Annotated in this window: 14 protein-coding genes; 5 read left to right on the top strand and 9 right to left on the bottom strand. The window is 75.0% G+C overall.

Annotated features, from left to right (window positions below):
* Positions 1–113 precede the first annotated feature (113 nt).
* The 7 genes from phaZ to ABD990_RS20920 all read right to left on the bottom strand — a co-directional run bounded on the left by phaZ (position 114) and on the right by ABD990_RS20920 (position 8,550).
* Positions 114–926 (bottom strand): poly(3-hydroxyalkanoate) depolymerase, encoded by an 813-nt coding sequence (phaZ, locus tag ABD990_RS20950; RefSeq protein ID WP_345382341.1) that lies wholly within the window; start codon positions 924–926, stop codon positions 114–116.
* Between the two features lie 25 nt (positions 927–951).
* Positions 952–1,248, bottom strand: coding sequence for a hypothetical protein (locus tag ABD990_RS20945; RefSeq protein WP_345382340.1), 297 nt, complete (start codon positions 1,246–1,248; stop codon positions 952–954).
* A gap of 29 nt (positions 1,249–1,277) precedes the next feature.
* On the bottom strand, positions 1,278–2,273 hold the full coding sequence (gene iolG, locus ABD990_RS20940) for an inositol 2-dehydrogenase (protein ID WP_345382339.1): 996 nt from the start codon (positions 2,271–2,273) through the stop codon (positions 1,278–1,280).
* 623 nt (positions 2,274–2,896) lie between these two features.
* A complete protein-coding gene (locus ABD990_RS20935) occupies positions 2,897–3,898 on the bottom strand; it encodes a LacI family DNA-binding transcriptional regulator (RefSeq protein ID WP_345382338.1) in 1,002 nt (333 codons plus the stop codon).
* A 226-nt stretch (positions 3,899–4,124) separates the two neighbouring features.
* Positions 4,125–6,158, bottom strand: a complete 2,034-nt coding sequence (locus ABD990_RS20930; protein WP_345382337.1) for an ATP-dependent Clp protease ATP-binding subunit — start codon at positions 6,156–6,158, stop codon at positions 4,125–4,127.
* A 58-nt stretch (positions 6,159–6,216) separates the two neighbouring features.
* Positions 6,217–7,413: a cytochrome P450 family protein gene (locus ABD990_RS20925; protein ID WP_345382335.1), complete on the bottom strand. Its 1,197-nt coding sequence runs from the start codon at positions 7,411–7,413 to the stop codon at positions 6,217–6,219.
* Between the two features lie 33 nt (positions 7,414–7,446).
* Positions 7,447–8,550 carry an NAD(P)/FAD-dependent oxidoreductase gene (locus ABD990_RS20920; RefSeq protein ID WP_345382334.1) on the bottom strand — a complete coding sequence of 368 codons (1,104 nt, stop codon included), beginning with the start codon at positions 8,548–8,550 and terminating at the stop codon, positions 7,447–7,449.
* A 318-nt stretch (positions 8,551–8,868) separates the two neighbouring features.
* Between ABD990_RS20920 and ABD990_RS20915 the strand changes: the two genes are divergently transcribed.
* Together ABD990_RS20915 and ABD990_RS20910 are read left to right on the top strand one after the other, a co-directional pair.
* Positions 8,869–9,054, top strand: coding sequence for a hypothetical protein (locus tag ABD990_RS20915; RefSeq protein ID WP_345382333.1), 186 nt, complete (start codon positions 8,869–8,871; stop codon positions 9,052–9,054).
* A gap of 327 nt (positions 9,055–9,381) precedes the next feature.
* On the top strand, positions 9,382–10,050 hold the full coding sequence (locus tag ABD990_RS20910; RefSeq protein ID WP_345382332.1) for a 4'-phosphopantetheinyl transferase family protein: 669 nt from the start codon (positions 9,382–9,384) through the stop codon (positions 10,048–10,050).
* A gap of 1 nt (position 10,051) precedes the next feature.
* On the opposite strand, the gene nhaA is transcribed toward ABD990_RS20910, so the two are convergent.
* Positions 10,052–11,386 carry a Na+/H+ antiporter NhaA gene (nhaA, locus tag ABD990_RS20905; protein ID WP_345382331.1) on the bottom strand — a complete coding sequence of 445 codons (1,335 nt, stop codon included), beginning with the start codon at positions 11,384–11,386 and terminating at the stop codon, positions 10,052–10,054.
* 46 nt (positions 11,387–11,432) lie between these two features.
* On the opposite strand from nhaA, the gene ABD990_RS20900 reads away from it, so the two are divergent.
* The 3 genes from ABD990_RS20900 (at position 11,433) to ABD990_RS20890 (ending at position 13,901) form a co-directional block, all read left to right on the top strand.
* A complete protein-coding gene (locus tag ABD990_RS20900) occupies positions 11,433–11,972 on the top strand; it encodes a DsbA family protein (RefSeq protein WP_345382329.1) in 540 nt (179 codons plus the stop codon).
* 79 nt (positions 11,973–12,051) lie between these two features.
* The gene (locus ABD990_RS20895; protein ID WP_345382327.1) at positions 12,052–12,435 is read left to right on the top strand and encodes a helix-turn-helix transcriptional regulator; all 384 of its coding nucleotides are present in this window, start codon (positions 12,052–12,054) and stop codon (positions 12,433–12,435) included.
* A 41-nt stretch (positions 12,436–12,476) separates the two neighbouring features.
* Positions 12,477–13,901 (top strand): DNA polymerase IV, encoded by a 1,425-nt coding sequence (locus ABD990_RS20890; protein WP_345382325.1) that lies wholly within the window; start codon positions 12,477–12,479, stop codon positions 13,899–13,901.
* A 130-nt stretch (positions 13,902–14,031) separates the two neighbouring features.
* On the opposite strand, the gene ABD990_RS20885 is transcribed toward ABD990_RS20890, so the two are convergent.
* Positions 14,032–14,427 (bottom strand): hypothetical protein, encoded by a 396-nt coding sequence (locus tag ABD990_RS20885; RefSeq protein ID WP_345382324.1) that lies wholly within the window; start codon positions 14,425–14,427, stop codon positions 14,032–14,034.
* Positions 14,428–14,512: the final 85 nt, after the last annotated feature.

Genomic DNA, 14,512 nt, shown 5'->3' with positions numbered 1-14,512 from the left:
GCAATGACCGGGCGGCGATGACCGGGCGGGTGTGACCGAGCGGGGGAGACCGGGCGGGTGTGACCGGGCGGGGGTGACGGGCATCGCCGAACGCGCGTCGACGGCGGCGCCGGTCAGGGAGCGGCGAGGAACCGGTCGATCACCGGCGCGAGCTCGTGGGGCTCGGTGAGCAGCGCGAGGTGCCCGCCGCGGTAGACGTGCAGCTGGGAGTCGCGGATGCCGCGGTGCAGCAGCCGGGCGTTGACCAGCGGGATGATCGGGTCGTCGTCGCCGGAGACGATCAGCGTGCGGGCGGCGATCAGCCCCAGGGCCGGCAGCGTGGTCCAGCCCGCGCCCGCGAGGAGCTGGAAGAAGTAGCCGCGCTCGTACCCCTCACCGGACGCCTGCAGCAGGCGGGCGGCCCGCTCGGGGTGGGTGCGCATGGTGCCGCCGTAGATCTCCCCGGCGACCCGCGCCGCGAAGGCCGGATCCCGGTAGCGCCGCGGGGTGAGCATCTTGCTCAGCACCCCGGGCCGGCCCGGCACCATCAACGAGCCGGTACCGGTCGCCACCAGCACCAGCCGGCGCACCCAGCCCCGGCCGGTGAGCGCGGCCTGCTGGGCGAGCCCGCCGCCCCAGGAGTAGCCCAGGACGTCGACCTTCTCGTGGCCCAGCTCCCGCACCAGTGTGCCGACGGTCAACGCCAGCGTCGTCATGTGGTAGGGCCTGCGGGGTGCGGGCGATCCGCCCACGCCCGGCACGTCGAACCGGATCACCTCGAGCTCGCGCGGCAACGCCTCCACGAACGGTTCGAGCATCTCCAGGCGCGCGCCGATGCCGTTGAGCAGCAGCAACGGGGTGCGGGAGCCGTCGCCGCGACGGATCGCGACGCGGAGCGTGCGCCCTCCGACGGTGCGGGTGGTCACCTCGCCGAGGGTGCCGGTCATGCGCCCAGTCTGGCCGATCTCCGGCTCAGCGTCCCGCGGACATGGCCCTCACCACGAGCCCCTCGAGGATCTCCGGGCGGGACTCGGGCGCCCGCACCTCGACCACGACCTCGCCGTCCTCGCGGTGCACGGTGAACCGCACGAAGGCGCAGCCGGGGTCGGTGGTGAGCAGGCGGCGGGCGTCGGCCTCGACCTCGTCCGAGCCGTCGAACGCCAGCAGGAGCAGGCCCGGGGCCATGCGCTCGGCGTCGCGCAGGGCGTCGGCGAACAGGTCGTCGAGGGTGCGCGGCGCGCGGATCGGCGCGGTGGCGAGGATCGTCATGATCCGGACAACGCCACCGCGCCCGGATCTCATCCCTCGACGCGGACGGTCCGCCCGGTGCGCAGGCTCTCGGCGGCGGCGTCGGCGAGGACCAGAGCGGCCCGGCCGTCGGCGAAGGTCGGCGACGGCGCGGTGCCGGACTCGACGGCGGTCACGAAGTGGTCGAGCTCGAGGGCGTACGCGGTGCTGTACCGCTCGAGGAAGAAGTTCTGGTACGGCGAGGCGGCCTCGCTGCGGTCCGCGCCGGCGTAGCGGACGCTGGTCGGCAGCTGGTTCTGCGCGGTGAGCATGCCCGTGGCGCCGAAGGCCTCGACGCGCTGGTCGTAGCCGAACACGCAGCGCCGCGAGTTGGTGATGTGGGCGAGCGCGCCGTCGGCCGCGCGCAGCACCACGACGGCGGAGTCGATGTCCCCGACCTCCGCGATGTACGGCTCGATCAGGGTGGCGCCCATGGCCTGCACCTCGATGACGTCCCCGAGCAGGAAGCGCGCCATGTCGAAGTCGTGGATGGTCATGTCGCGGAAGAGCCCGCCGGAGGTCTCGATGTAGGCCTTCGGCGCCGGCGCGGGGTCGCGGCTGGTGATCACGAGCTGCTCGAGCCGGCCGATCTCTCCCGCGGCGACCCGGTCGCGGACCTCTCGGAAGGAGGGGTCGAAGCGGCGGTTGAAGCCGACCATGACGGTCGGGGACAGCGAGTCGATCTCGGCCCAGCAGGCGTCCACCCGGGCGAGGTCGAGGTCGATGGGCTTCTCGCACATCACGGCCTTGCCCGCCTTGACGGCGGCGGTCAGCAGGTCGACGTGGGTGGGCGTCGGCGAGGCGACGATCACGGCGTCGACGGACTCGTCGGCCAGCACCGCCGCGACGTCCGAGGTCGCCTCGGCGCCGTACTGCCCGGCCAGCTCCTTCGCGGCCGCCTCCATCGGGTCGCACACCCACGCGAGCTCGGCCCGGGGGTGGGCGGCGACGGCGGACGCGTGCACCCGCCCGATCCGGCCGCATCCGAACAGGGCCACTCGCAGCATGGGAGCTCCTTCGCACCGAGGGGCGCCGATGGGCGCCGGGGTCGTCGACGTCGTTTAGATCGATCTAACGCGTGCCCGGGGAGAAGTGTGGGGTGGGTGGCGAACGGCGTCAAGCCCCGACGACCTACCCGGCGCCGCCTGCCGTGTCGCCCGCTCCACCGCTCACGCTGCCGGACGCTGCTTCTGCCCACAGCACACCCGGCCGGGCCTCCGCACATCCCGCCGGGTCGGCTCTCACACCAGAAGCCTCCGTCGCACATCCGGTCGACGGCGTGTGACGCGCTCGAACGGGTGCTCCGGCTCACCGTCCGGATCGTGGCGCCGGGCGGGCCTCCCCGCTCGAGATGAAGTCATGGCTGCTCCAAGGCCCGACGACCGTGACGCTCATCTCTGACGAGGCAGAGCAGGTCGACTGTGAAGTCCTGGGCGAGCGTCGGCCTGCCACACCCTCTCGAGCGCGGCACATCCCGTCGACCGGCTGTGCCGCGATCCTCTCGGTTGTGCCGCCGGGCAGCAACGGGTGTGGCGGGGTCGAACCGATGGGCCGCGCCTCGCTCACCGGATCCTGGCGTCGGGACTCGGCTCGGGCCCTCCAGGTCGTGCAGGACAGCTCGCGCCGCCCCTCACTCCCCCGGCGGCCCCGTCGTCCCCCGCACCACCAGCCGGGGACGCAGCCGGATCCGGCGCGGCTCGACCGCGTCCGCATCGGCCCCGTCCGCACGCTCCAGCACGCACCCGACGGCGAGTCGCGCGATCTCGGCCGAGTCCTGCGCGACCGTGGTGAGGTCGACGTGGGCGAGGCGGGAGAGCTGGCTGTCGTCGTAGCCGACGACCGAGACCCGGCCGGGCACGTCGATCCCCTGCCGGCGCAGGGCGTCGAGCACCCCGACCGCACACTGGTCGTTGTTCGCGAGGATCGCGGTGGGGAGGTCCGGGAGCAGCTCGGCCACGGCCGCCGCGCCCGAGACCTCCGTGTTGTCGCCCGGGAGGACCCGCACGTCCAGTCCGTGGCGGCGCATCGCGTCCCGGTAGCCCTGGCGGCGTTCGTCGGCGCCGGGCTGATCGCCGCCGTCGACGTGCACGATCGCCCGGTGCCCCAGCCCGACGAGGTGGTCGACGGCCGCCGCGACACCCTCGTCGTCGGCGCTCTCCACGGCGTCGACGTGCGCCGAGCCGTCCCCCACCCGCCCGACGTCGACGACCGGCAGCCGCGCCGCGAGCCCCTTCAGCTCGGCCGAGCCGTACCGCCCCGCCAGCAGCACCAGCGCCTCGCACCGCGACGCGAGCAGCGCCTCCACCGCCCGCTCCTGCCGTCGCACCGGCGAGACCGCACCGAGGACCACGGTGTAGCCGCGCTCCTCGGCGGCCGGGTAGATGCCGTCGAGCAGGTCGGCGTGGAAGGCGTCCCGCGCGGTGAAGACGACGCCGAGCAGCCGACTGCGCCGCCTCCGGAGCACCTGGGCCGTGGGATCGGGGACGTAGCCGAGCTCGGCGGCGGCCGCCCGCACCCGCTCGCGCGAGGCCTCGCTGGGCCCGCGCTCCTCGCGGATGACCAGGGAGGCGGTCGCCCGGGAGACCCCGGCCCGCGCCGCGACGTCCTTCAGCGTGGGGCGGCGGCCCGTCATCGCACCTCCCCGGGACGGCTCGTCGCGACCCTACCCGGCGCCGGTCAGGTCCTCGGCGAACCAGTGCTGGGCGTAGGGAAGGGCGGGACCTCCCGGTGGCCCGCCGAGCGGTGGAGCGCGATCGCCTCGACGAGGGTCGCGTTCGTGTGCAGCCGGCGCGGCGCAGGCCGTGCACGCGGGCCCGCTGCGCGATCTCGGCCGGCAGCCGCCAGGCCCGCCCCGCCGCTCAGTCAGCGGTCAGCGAGAGCTCCCCGTCGACCACGGCGAGCCGCGCCCGCCCGCCGGACCGCAACTCCTCGGCCAGCAGCAGCCGCGCCAGCCGCCGCTCGACCTCCCGCGCGACCACCCGGCGCAGCGGCCGCGCCCCGTACTCGGGCCGGTGACCGAGCTCGGCGAGCCGGTCCAGCGCCGCCGGCTCCACCACGAGCTCGACGCCCTGGGCCGCGAGCCGCGCGCGGGTGCCGGCCAGCATCAGCTCGGCGATCTCGCGGATCTCGGCCCGGTCGAGCGCCTCGAAGAGGACGACGTCGTCGATCCGGTTGAGGAACTCCGGCCGCAGGTGCCGTCGGACGGCGAACATGAGCTGCTCACGGATCGACTCCACGGGCCGGCCCGCCGCGGCCGCCGCGAGGATCTCCTCGGCCCCGAGGTTGCTGGTCATCACCACGATCGCGTGCCGGAAGTCGACGGTGCGTCCCCGGGAGTCGGTGAGCCGCCCCGCGTCGAGCACCTGCAGCAGCGTGGCGACGACGTCCGCGTGCGCCTTCTCGATCTCGTCGAGCAGCACCACGGTGTACGGGTCACGCCGCACCGGCTCGGTGAGCTGGCCCGCCTCGTCGTGCCCGATGTAGCCGGGCGGCGCGCCGATCAGCCGGGTGGCGGACGCGCGGTCGCCGTACTCGCTCATGTCGAGCCGGACCATCCGCTCGTCGGACCCGAACAGCGCCGCGGCCAGGGCGCGGGCCAGCTCGGTCTTGCCGACGCCCGTCGGGCCGAGGAACAGGAACGAGCCCGACGGCCGGTCCGGACTGGCCAGCCCGGCCCGCGCGCTGCGCACCGCGTCGGCGACGGCCTCGACGGCCCGGTGCTGCCCGACCACCCGGCGGTGCAGGTGGTCCTCGAGCTCCAGCAGGCGCCTGCGCTCCGAGGTGGTGAGGTCGGCGACCGGGATGCCGGTCCGGTCGGCGACGACCTCGGCGACCTCCCGCGCGGTGATCTCCCGGTCGCGCGGGCCGTTCTCCAGTACCAGCCGCTCGAGCTCGCGGTCGAGCATCGCCACACGCTCCGGGTCCCCGGCGTCCGCGGCGACCTCCCGGGCCCGCACGAGCTCCTCGACGCGGTGGTCCGGCTGGTTCCCGCGCGGGCGCAACCCGGAGCGGGCCGCGGCGCGGTCGATCAGGTCCACGGCCTTGTCCGGCAGATACCGGTCGCGCAGGTAGCGCACGGAGAGGGCGACGGCGGCGTCGATCGCCGCGTCGGTGATCCGGACGTGGTGGTGCTCCTCGTACTTCGGCCGCAGCCCGCGCAGGATGTCGGCGGTGGCCTCGGGCGTCGGCTCGGGCACGCGCACGACCTCGAACCGGCGGTCCAGCGCGGCGTCACGCTCGATGTACCGGCGGTGGTCCTCCGGCGTCGTCGCCCCGACGAGCTGCAGGTCGCCCCGCGCGAGGGCGGGCTTGAGGATGCTGGCCGCGTCCATGGCCTGGTCCTGCGCGGACCCGGCCCCGACGACCAGGTGCAGCTCGTCGACGAAGATCACCAGCGACCGTCCGGCCGCGGTGATCTCGTCGATCACCGCGGTGAGCCGCTCCTCGAACTCGCCGCGGTACTTCGTGCCGGCGACCATCCCGGCCAGGTCGAGCGCGACGACCCGGACGTCCCGCAGCGCCACCGGCACCCGGCCGGCGGCGACCCGCTGGGCCAGCCCTTCGACGATCGCCGTCTTGCCCGTGCCCGGCTCCCCGACCAGCACCGGGTTGTTCTTGGTGCGCCGCGCCAGCACCTCGACGACCTGGTCGATCTCGGCGTCCCGGCCGATCACCGGGTCCAGCCGGCCCGCCCGGGCCTCGGCGGTCAGGTCCCGCCCGTGCCGGTCCAGCCGCCGGGTCGAGGTGCGCCGGGGACGGTTCGGGGCCCGCTGCTCCTCGCGCGGCTCGTCCTCCCGGTCGTCGTCCGGGAAGCCGAGGCCGTTGACGAGGCCGCGCAGCAGGTCCTCCAGCGGGCCGAGCCCGCCGCCGAACGGGTCCTGGGGTTGGGGCATCGCGCGCGACCTCCGGCTCGGCGACGTGTCCCTCCGTTGTACCCGTGCGGCCCCGGTTTCAGGCGGGCGCGCCGAGCCGGACCGGCAGCGCGGTGAGGCCGCGGATCAGCGTGCTCCGCCGGTGGGTGACGTCCTGCGCCGCCAGCTCCATCCCGGGACGGGCGGTGAACAGGCTGCGCAGCGCGACCTCGCCCTCGATCCGGGCCAACGGGGCGCCGAGGCAGTGGTGCAGGCCGTAGCCGAAGGCGAGGTGGCCGCGGTCGTCGCGGGTGACGTCGAGCCGGGCGGCGTCGGCGAAGCGGGCGTCGTCGCGGTTGGCCGCGGCGATCCCGAGCATGACGACGGCGCCCTCGGGGATCGTCGTGCCCGCGACCTCGACGTCCTCGGCGGCGAACCGGACCGGCGCGTTGGTGACCGGCGAGTCCCAGCGCAGGAACTCCTCGACGGCCGCGGGCCAGAACTCCGGCTTCTCGGCCAGGATCTCGCGCTGGTCGGGGTGGGTGAGCAGGCCCAGGATCCCGTTGCCGATCAGGTTGACCGTGGTCTCGTGGCCGGCGATGAGCAGCAGCATCGCCATGGCGACGAGCTCCTCCTGGGACAGGGCGTCACCGTCCTCGTCGGAGACCTGGGTCAGGGCGCTGAGCAGGGCGTCGTCCGGCTCCGTGCGCTTGCGGTCGATCAGGGCGGCCAGGTACTCCGACAGCTTCTGCGAGGCGGCCGTCTTCTCGTCCTGCGGCGACTCGTCGATCATCGTCGACGACCAGCTGCCGAAGTCGTCGCGGTCCTCCGCCGGCACGCCGAGGAGCTCGCAGATCACGCGGACCGGGAGCAGGAAGGCGTAGTCCGCCATGAGGTCCACGGTGCCGTCGGCGGGCAGGGCGGCGAGCAGGTCGTCGGCGATCTCCTGGACGCGCGGGCGCAGCTCGGACATCCGCCGCGCGGTGAACGAGCGGCTGACGAGCTTGCGCAGCCGGGTGTGGTCCGGCGGGTCCATCAGCAGCATCATCGGCGTCGGCGCCGCGGGCATCGCCGCGCGCTGGTCGGCCGGCAGGGTGTGGCGCCAGTCCTTGGAGAACCGGGCGTCGACGAACGCGGCCCGCGCGTCCTCGTAGCGCGCGATGATCCACATCGGGCCGTCGGGCAGGTCGAGCCTGCGCACCGGCTCGTCCGCGCGCAGCTCGGCGTAGGCCGGGTAGGGATCGCTCCAGAACGGCCCCTCGAACAGCTCGAGGCCGGAGGTGGTGGTCGGCGCCATGCCCCCATGGTGCCGCATGAAGTCAGCGCACGCTTACAAGCGTGCCGGAGACACCTGGTCCGGCCGGACGCCGACGTCCGCGGGTACCGGCGCGCCCGTCACGACGGCGGCCCCCAGCGCCGCCAGCGCGGGTGCGGACTCGATCCCGGACCCGCCCTGACCGGCGAAGAAGTGGAAGCCGGGGAACTCCGGGAACGCTCCGACGACCGGATCGCGGTCCGGTGCGAACGTCCGCAGGCCCGCCCACGCGGTGCGCACCGAGCGCAGGCCCAGGTGCAGTGCCTCCTCGACCCGTTCGAGGGCGAGCGCGACGTCGAGCTCGTCCGGGCGGGCGTCGCCGGGCTCGGCGGGCGTCTCGTCGCCGGGCGACAGGAGCAGGGCGTCGCCCTCCGGCTTGCAGTAGAAGCGCTCGGCGGCGTCGATCAGCATCGGCATGCCGTCCGGCAGCGTGCACGGGGAGACGGCGATGGTGCGGCGGTAGGGGGTGAGCCCGGCCTGGGGCACCCCGGCCAGGGCGGCGACGGCGTCCGCCCACGACCCGGCCGCGTCGACGACGTCGGGCGCGGTCCACGTGCCCGCCTCGGTCTCGACGCGCCAGGTCCCGCCGGCCCGCGCGATCGCGGCGACCCGGGCGCCCTGCACGACCCGGCCACCCTGACGGCGCAGCCCACGGACGTAGGCGCCGTGCAGGCCGATCGCGTCGGCGTCCGCCGCCGCCTCGGTGATCGCGCCGGACCGCACCTCCCGCAGCCCCGGGCAGGCCTTCGCGGTCTCGGCCGCGGTGAGCGCGTGCGGCCCGTCCGGCTCGGTGGCCCACTCGGCGAGCAGGTGCTGCAACTCGCGCTCGCCGTGCTCGTCGAACGCCGCCCAGACGACGGTCAGCGGCCGCAGGAAGGGCGGCACCCCCAGCTCCTCGGCGAGGGCGGGGAAGCGCGGCGCGCTCGCCCGGATCAGTGCGCGGAAGACGGCCGTGCCGTGGCCGGGAATGTAGGTCGCGGCCGAGCGGCCGGTCGAGTGGACCGCGAGCGACGACTCGGCCTCCAGCAGGAGCACCGAGCGCGTCCCCGCGATCTCGTAGGCCACCGACGCGCCGGCGATCCCGCCGCCGATCACGATCACGTCCGGGAAGCCGTCCACTGGTCCACCGTAAATCGGTCGCACGGGGCGGGAGGCGTCCCTAGGGTCTCGGCCATGGACCTCATCACCCTGTGAGACGGCGCGGCGCCTCCACCGGAGAGCCGCCGCCCGATCCCGGCGCGGATCCGCGCCGGCCGGTTCCTGTCCGTCCGGGCCGCCCCGCAGTGGCCGGACGTCCTCCCTCCCCGGATCGCGCAGGTGTTGCGGCCCGCGGTCCACGGCTTTCGACGTCGTCCTCCGTCGCCGACGCGTCCGGAGCCCCGGGAGGACGCGCACACCGCCCTCGGGGCGGCCCCTCATCTCCATCGGGAGGTCCTCGTGCGAGTACGTGACACCAGCCAGACCCGGCAGCCCACCAACCGCGCCGCCCGCCGCGCCGCCGCCCGCGGGAAGACCCCGCAGGCCGTCGGTCGGGACGCGCCGCGCGCCCTCGCCCGCACGGGCCGGGCGAGCACCACTCCGGTGCACTTCCGCACCGACTACGCCGCACGTCGCAGCGGCTGAACCGCGGCGGGGCCGGCCACTCCTGGGACCGGCCCGCCGCACCCTCGGGCGCGAGGGGTCCCGAGGGAGGTGGAACGCCGACTCGCGGAAGCTCACAGCGCGACTCACGAGAACTCAGAGCCCGACTCGCGGAAGCCCAGACCCCGACTCGCGGACCGTGGTGCCCGACTCGCGGGACGTGCTGCTCCCGCCAGGCGCGCTGTGAGCTTCCGCGAGTCGCGCTGTGAGCTTCCGCGAGTCGCGCTGTGAGCTTCCGCGAGTCGCGCTGTGAGCTTGGGCGAGTTCCATCGGAGCGGGCGGTGTCTCGCGACCGACTACCCTCGACCCGTGCCGGACGTCTGGTGGGCCCGACCCGTCGACCCCTCGTCGGCGCCGCAGCTCGTCGCGCTGCTCGACGCGCACGAGCGCACCCGCCTCACCGCCTTCCGCCGGCCCGCCGACCAGGCCCGGTACCTCGCCGCGCACGCCCTCACCCGGCTCCTGCTCGGCGCCCGCCTCGACACCGATCCTGCCTGGATCGCGCTGGACCGGACCTGCCGCTGCGGGAAGCCCCACGGCAAGCCGCGGCTCGCCGGCGGCACCGCGCCCGCCTTCTCGCTGACCCACTCCGGCGACCGCGTCGGCGTCGCGCTGAGCGACGACGGACCGGTCGGCCTGGACGTCGAGGAGGTCCGCGACCTCTCCGACCTCGACCGCCTCGCCGAGCACGCCCTCTCCCCCGCCGAGCGCGCCCGCCCCCCGGCCGACGCCCGGGCGTTCCTCACGATCTGGACGCGCAAGGAGGCCCTCCTCAAGGCCACCGGCGAGGGCCTCGCCAGCCCGATGGACGCGATCACGCTCGGTCCGACGGGCACGGTCGAGGCCTGGACGGACGGGCCCGACGCCGCGTGGGTCGTCGACCTCGACGCGGGCCCCGGGCACCCGGCGGCGCTGGCCGGGCTCGGTCCCGTCACGCCCGAGGTCCGGGTGCACGACGGCGACGCGATCCTGCGCTGAGCTACTCCACCGGCCGCCACGGCCGCGGCGGCAACGTCGGCAGCCCGGACGGCGAGCACTGCCCGCCCCGCTCCCCCGCCACCCGGAACACCAGCCAGCCGACCAGGGCGGCGAGCACGGACCCGGTCAGGATGCCGATCTTGGCCTCGCTGACCAGGAGCTCGTCGTCGAGCGCCAGCTCGGTGACGAACAGCGCGACCGTGAACCCGATGCCCGAGAGACCGGCGCCGCCGAACAGCTGGCCCCACCGCAGCGTGTCCGGCACCCGGCCGATCCCGGTCCGCAGCGCCAACCAGGTGCCGATCGTGACGCCGATCGGCTTGCCCAGCACGAGCCCGACGATGATCCCCCAGGTCAACGGCGACGCGAAGGCCGCGGTGAGCGTCTCGCGGGACAGCACCACGCCGGCGTTGGCCAGCACGAACAGCGGGACGATCACGTAGCTGGACCACGGCTGGATCCTCAGCTGCAGCCGCTCGTTGGGCGAGACCGCCTCGGTGACCGCGGCCTGGGCGGCGAGCGCGCGCTCGGGCGTCGGGTCCAGGATGAAGGTCTTGCCGACGATCAGGGCGCGCTTCATGTTCTGCCGCTGCGGGGCGTAGGCGTTGACGAGCAGGCCCAGCGCCACGCCGACGACGCTCGGGTGCACGCCCGACAGGAGCACCGCAACCCACATCACCACGCCGATGACCGCGTAGAACGGGGTGCGCCAGAACCGGACGAACCGCAGCCCGAGGAGCGCCGCGAAGAGCAGGATCGCGAGGAACAACGCGAGGACGTTGACCTGCTCGGTGTAGAAGACGGCGATGGCGATGACGGCGCCGATGTCGTCCACGATCGCCAGCGCGAGCAGGAAGACCCGCAGCTGGTCGGGGCAGCGCGGACCGACGAGGGCGAGCACGCCGAGCAGCACGGCGGTGTCGGTGGAGATCGTGATGCCCCAGGCGTTCTGGGCCTCCGTGCCGAAGTTGAAGGCGAGGAAGACCAGCGCGGGGATCACCAGCCCGCCGATCGCCGCGGCCGCCGGTGCCGCGACCGCCCGGAAGCCGCGCAGCTCGCCGAGGGTCATCTCCCGCGCGATCTCCAGCCCGACGCTGAAGAAGAACAGGACCATCAGACCGTCGTTGACCCAGTGCCGCAGGTCCAGGCTCAGCGACCACTCGCCCAGGTTCATGGCCAGCTGGGTGTGCCAGAAGGCCTCGTAACCGAGCGGGAGGTTCGCCCAGAGCAGCGCGACCACGGCGGCGCCGATCAACATCACCGCGGAGCCGGACTCCGTGCGGAGGAACTGCCGCGCGGCGCGGGAGAGCTCCCCGCGCTCGGATAGGGTCGTCACCGCCACCGGATCATCCTGCCCGGCGGCGAACCCTCGGCGCGAGGAGGTGGGCGCAATCGGACAGCTCGACCCGCCGCTCGGGGCGTACGACCACGTCGCCGGGCGGATCGACGCGCCGCTGGCGCTGGTGGAGTACGGCGACTTCGAGTGCCCCTACTGCCGGGCCGCCGCACCGGTGATCGAGGAGGTCCGGGAGCGGCTCGGCGCCGAGCTGCGCTTCGCCTTCCGGCACTTCCCCCTGCACGAGCTGCACCCGCACGCGCTGGCCGCGGCCACGGCGTCCGAGATGGCGGCGCTCGAGGGCCGGTTCTGGCCGATGCACGACAGCCTCTACGCCCCCGGCCCGCCCCGCCTCACCCAGGCCGACCTGCGCGAACACGCCCTCGCGGCGGGCGTGGACCCGGACCGGGTGGTCTGGCCGGCGACGCGGCTGGTCGAGGACCGGGTGGAGGCCGACTTCAACTCGGGGGTGCGCAGCGGGGTGCGGGGCACGCCGACGCTGTTCGTCAACGGCGAACCGTACCTCGGAGAGGTCCGCGCCGACCGGCTGATCGCCGCCCTGACCTCGGTGCCCTCGGAGTCCTGAGCCCCCGCGGCGCGAGCCGCTGCCCCGAGCAGGCGAGCACCCTCGTCGGACCTGCGGGCACCCGCCTACGCTGAGCGGCATGACGGCGCCCGGCTCCTCGTTCCCGGGGACCCGTGCGGCCCCGGATCGACCGGCCGCGCGCGTGCCGGGGACCGCGGATCCCGTCGTCGGGCCCGCGCTCGCGGCGATCGACGCCGACCCGGCGCGGCCGTGGACGGTCGCGGCCCTCGCGGCCGAGGCCGGGGTCGCCGCACCGGTGTTCGCGCTGCGCTTCCGCGACGTGGTGGGCGCCGCGCCGCTGGCCTACCTTCGGCAGCGCCGGATGAGCCTGGCCGCGGAGTACCTCGCCGACCCGTCGGCGACGGTCGCCGCGGTCGCCCGCCGGGTCGGGTATGCGGATCCCTTCTCCTTCACCGTGGCGTTCACCCAGGAGCAGGGGATGCCGCCGCGGCCCCGGCACTGAGCACCGCCGGCTCCGTCGGACCCGACCGTCACAATGGCGGGGTGAGCCGGTGGGTCCTGCATCTCGACATGGATGCGTTCTTCGCGTCCGTCGAGCAGCTCACCCGTCCCACCCTGGCGGACCGGCCGGTGCTGGTCGGCGGCACGGGCGGGCGCGGCGTGGTCGCGGGCGCCAGCTACCAGGCGCGGGTGTTCGGCGCGCGGTCGGCGATGCCGATGGGGCAGGCGCGCCGCCGGTGCCCGCACGCGACCGTCCTGCCGCCCCGGTTCCCGCTCTACACGGTGATCTCCGAGGAGGTCATGGCGGTGCTGCGCGAGGCCGCGCCGGTGCTCGAGCCGGTGTCGGTCGACGAGGCGTTCCTCGAACCGCCCGCCCTCGCCGGCGCCTCCGCCGGCGAGGTCGAGGAGTTCTGCGTCGCGCTGCGGGCCGAGGTCCGGGCGCGCACCGGGCTGCCGGCGTCCGTCGGGGCGGGATCGGGCAAGCAGGTCGCGAAGATCGCGTCGGAGCTGGCGAAGCCGGACGGACTGAAGGTCGTCGCGCCGGAGGTCGAGCGCGAGGTGCTCGACCCGCTGCCGGTGCGCTCGCTCTGGGGCGTCGGGCCGGTGGCCGAGGCCGCGCTGCGCAAGGTCGGCATCGAGACGATCGGCGCCCTCGCCGCCATGGACGCCCGCGAGGTCGCCGGGGTCCTCGGTACGGCGGTCGGCGCCGAGCTCCACCGGCTCGCCCGCGGGATCGACGAGCGGCCGGTCGCCCCGCGCGGCGCGAGCAAGCAGATCTCGGCGGAGACCACCTTCGAGCACGACCTCACCGCGATGGCCGACGTCCTGCGCGAGGTCGGGCGCATGACGGCGGCGGCCCACCGCCGGCTCGTCGTCGACGGACGCGCGGCGCGGACCGTCACGGTGAAGGCACGCAACGCGGACTTCGAAACCCACACCCGCTCCGAGACCACCGCCTTCGCCTCCACCGACCTGGCCACCCTGACGGCCGTCGCGCAGCGGCTCGCCCGCACCGCGGTGCCCGAGGGCGGGGTCCGGCTGGTCGGGGTGTCGCTGTCGGGGTTGTCGGAGAGCCCGCCGCCGGCGCTGTTCGAGGCCGTGCCGTCGGGGTCGGGGTGGACCACGGCGCCGCTCGCGGAGCCCGCGGACGCCGTCGAGGCGGACACGGTGCTCACGGTCGAGACCACGGAGGAGGCCCATCCGGAGCCCGGCACCGAGTTCGGGCCGCGCCCCGGCGGGCGGCACGGCCCGCGGGACCCGGCGAGCCCCTGGCGGGCGGGCGACGACGTCGCGCACACCGAGCACGGGCACGGCTGGGTGCAGGGCGCGGGGCACGGCCGGGTCACGATCCGGTTCGAGACGCGCGCGACCGGGCCCGGTCCGGCCCGCACCTTCGCCGCCGACGACCCGGCCCTCTCCTTCGCCGACCCCGTCGAGAGCTGGCGGTTGCCCTCGCCGACGCATTGACGCGCACAGGGCGACGGTCGACGGCCATCACGAGTGGAGCCGGATCCGCCTGGCGTACCGGACATGATCCCGGCTGCGCTCAGGGGCGGCCAGCGGCAGTCCGACGGAATCCGCGGAGACGTCGCCGAGGTCATCGCCCGGCCATGACGTGGCGGTGGATCCAGGTCCTCGGCTTCGGTGCCAGGAGGAGAAGGAACACGGCCGCGCAGCCGACCGCGAGGATCAGGGCGGTGAACCATGGCGTGGTCTCGCCGGCGGTCCGTGCGGCGATCAGGTAGGGGATCAGGGTCAGCACGCCCAGGCCGGCCGCGAGGAGGGCGATGGTCCGCCACCAGGTGGTGCGCCGGAACAATCCCCAGGTGGCGACGGTGAATCCGGCGAGCGTCAGGAGCGCGAGGACCTGGGTCAGGCTCCACCAGAAGCCGGTGGTGTCCAGGCCCGCGGTCGCGAAGGCGGGGGTGAGCCAGAGGAAGGTGGTGCCGAACAGGAACAGTGCGACTCCTCCGGCGTTCCGGATCGTGATCATGGTGAGTCGACCTCCAGGTCGCCGTCCTGCTTTCGAGGCGGTCATCGCCGTGTCGACCGTGCGCTCGCCGCGGCCGGCCGGGGAG

The organism is Pseudonocardia yuanmonensis, from assembly GCF_039542425.1.
In the GTDB taxonomy this organism is placed as follows: Bacteria; Actinomycetota; Actinomycetes; order Mycobacteriales; family Pseudonocardiaceae; genus Pseudonocardia; species Pseudonocardia yuanmonensis.
The sequence above is the reverse complement of the archived record's forward strand: the minus strand, read 5'-3'. Positions and strand labels throughout refer to the sequence as shown.

Bases quoted from the DNA above. Each gene is read 5' to 3' on its own strand.
- phaZ (WP_345382341.1), bottom strand. From the start codon at position 926: ATGACCGGCACCCTCGGCGAGGTGACCACCCGCACCGTCGGAGGGCGC.
- ABD990_RS20945 (WP_345382340.1), bottom strand. From the start codon at position 1,248: ATGACGATCCTCGCCACCGCGCCGATCCGCGCGCCGCGCACCCTCGAC.
- iolG (WP_345382339.1), bottom strand. From the start codon at position 2,273: ATGCTGCGAGTGGCCCTGTTCGGATGCGGCCGGATCGGGCGGGTGCAC.
- ABD990_RS20935 (WP_345382338.1), bottom strand. From the start codon at position 3,898: ATGACGGGCCGCCGCCCCACGCTGAAGGACGTCGCGGCGCGGGCCGGG.
- ABD990_RS20930 (WP_345382337.1), bottom strand. From the start codon at position 6,158: ATGCCCCAACCCCAGGACCCGTTCGGCGGCGGGCTCGGCCCGCTGGAG.
- ABD990_RS20925 (WP_345382335.1), bottom strand. From the start codon at position 7,413: ATGGCGCCGACCACCACCTCCGGCCTCGAGCTGTTCGAGGGGCCGTTC.
- ABD990_RS20895 (WP_345382327.1), top strand. From the start codon at position 12,052: ATGACGGCGCCCGGCTCCTCGTTCCCGGGGACCCGTGCGGCCCCGGAT.
- ABD990_RS20885 (WP_345382324.1), bottom strand. From the start codon at position 14,427: ATGATCACGATCCGGAACGCCGGAGGAGTCGCACTGTTCCTGTTCGGC.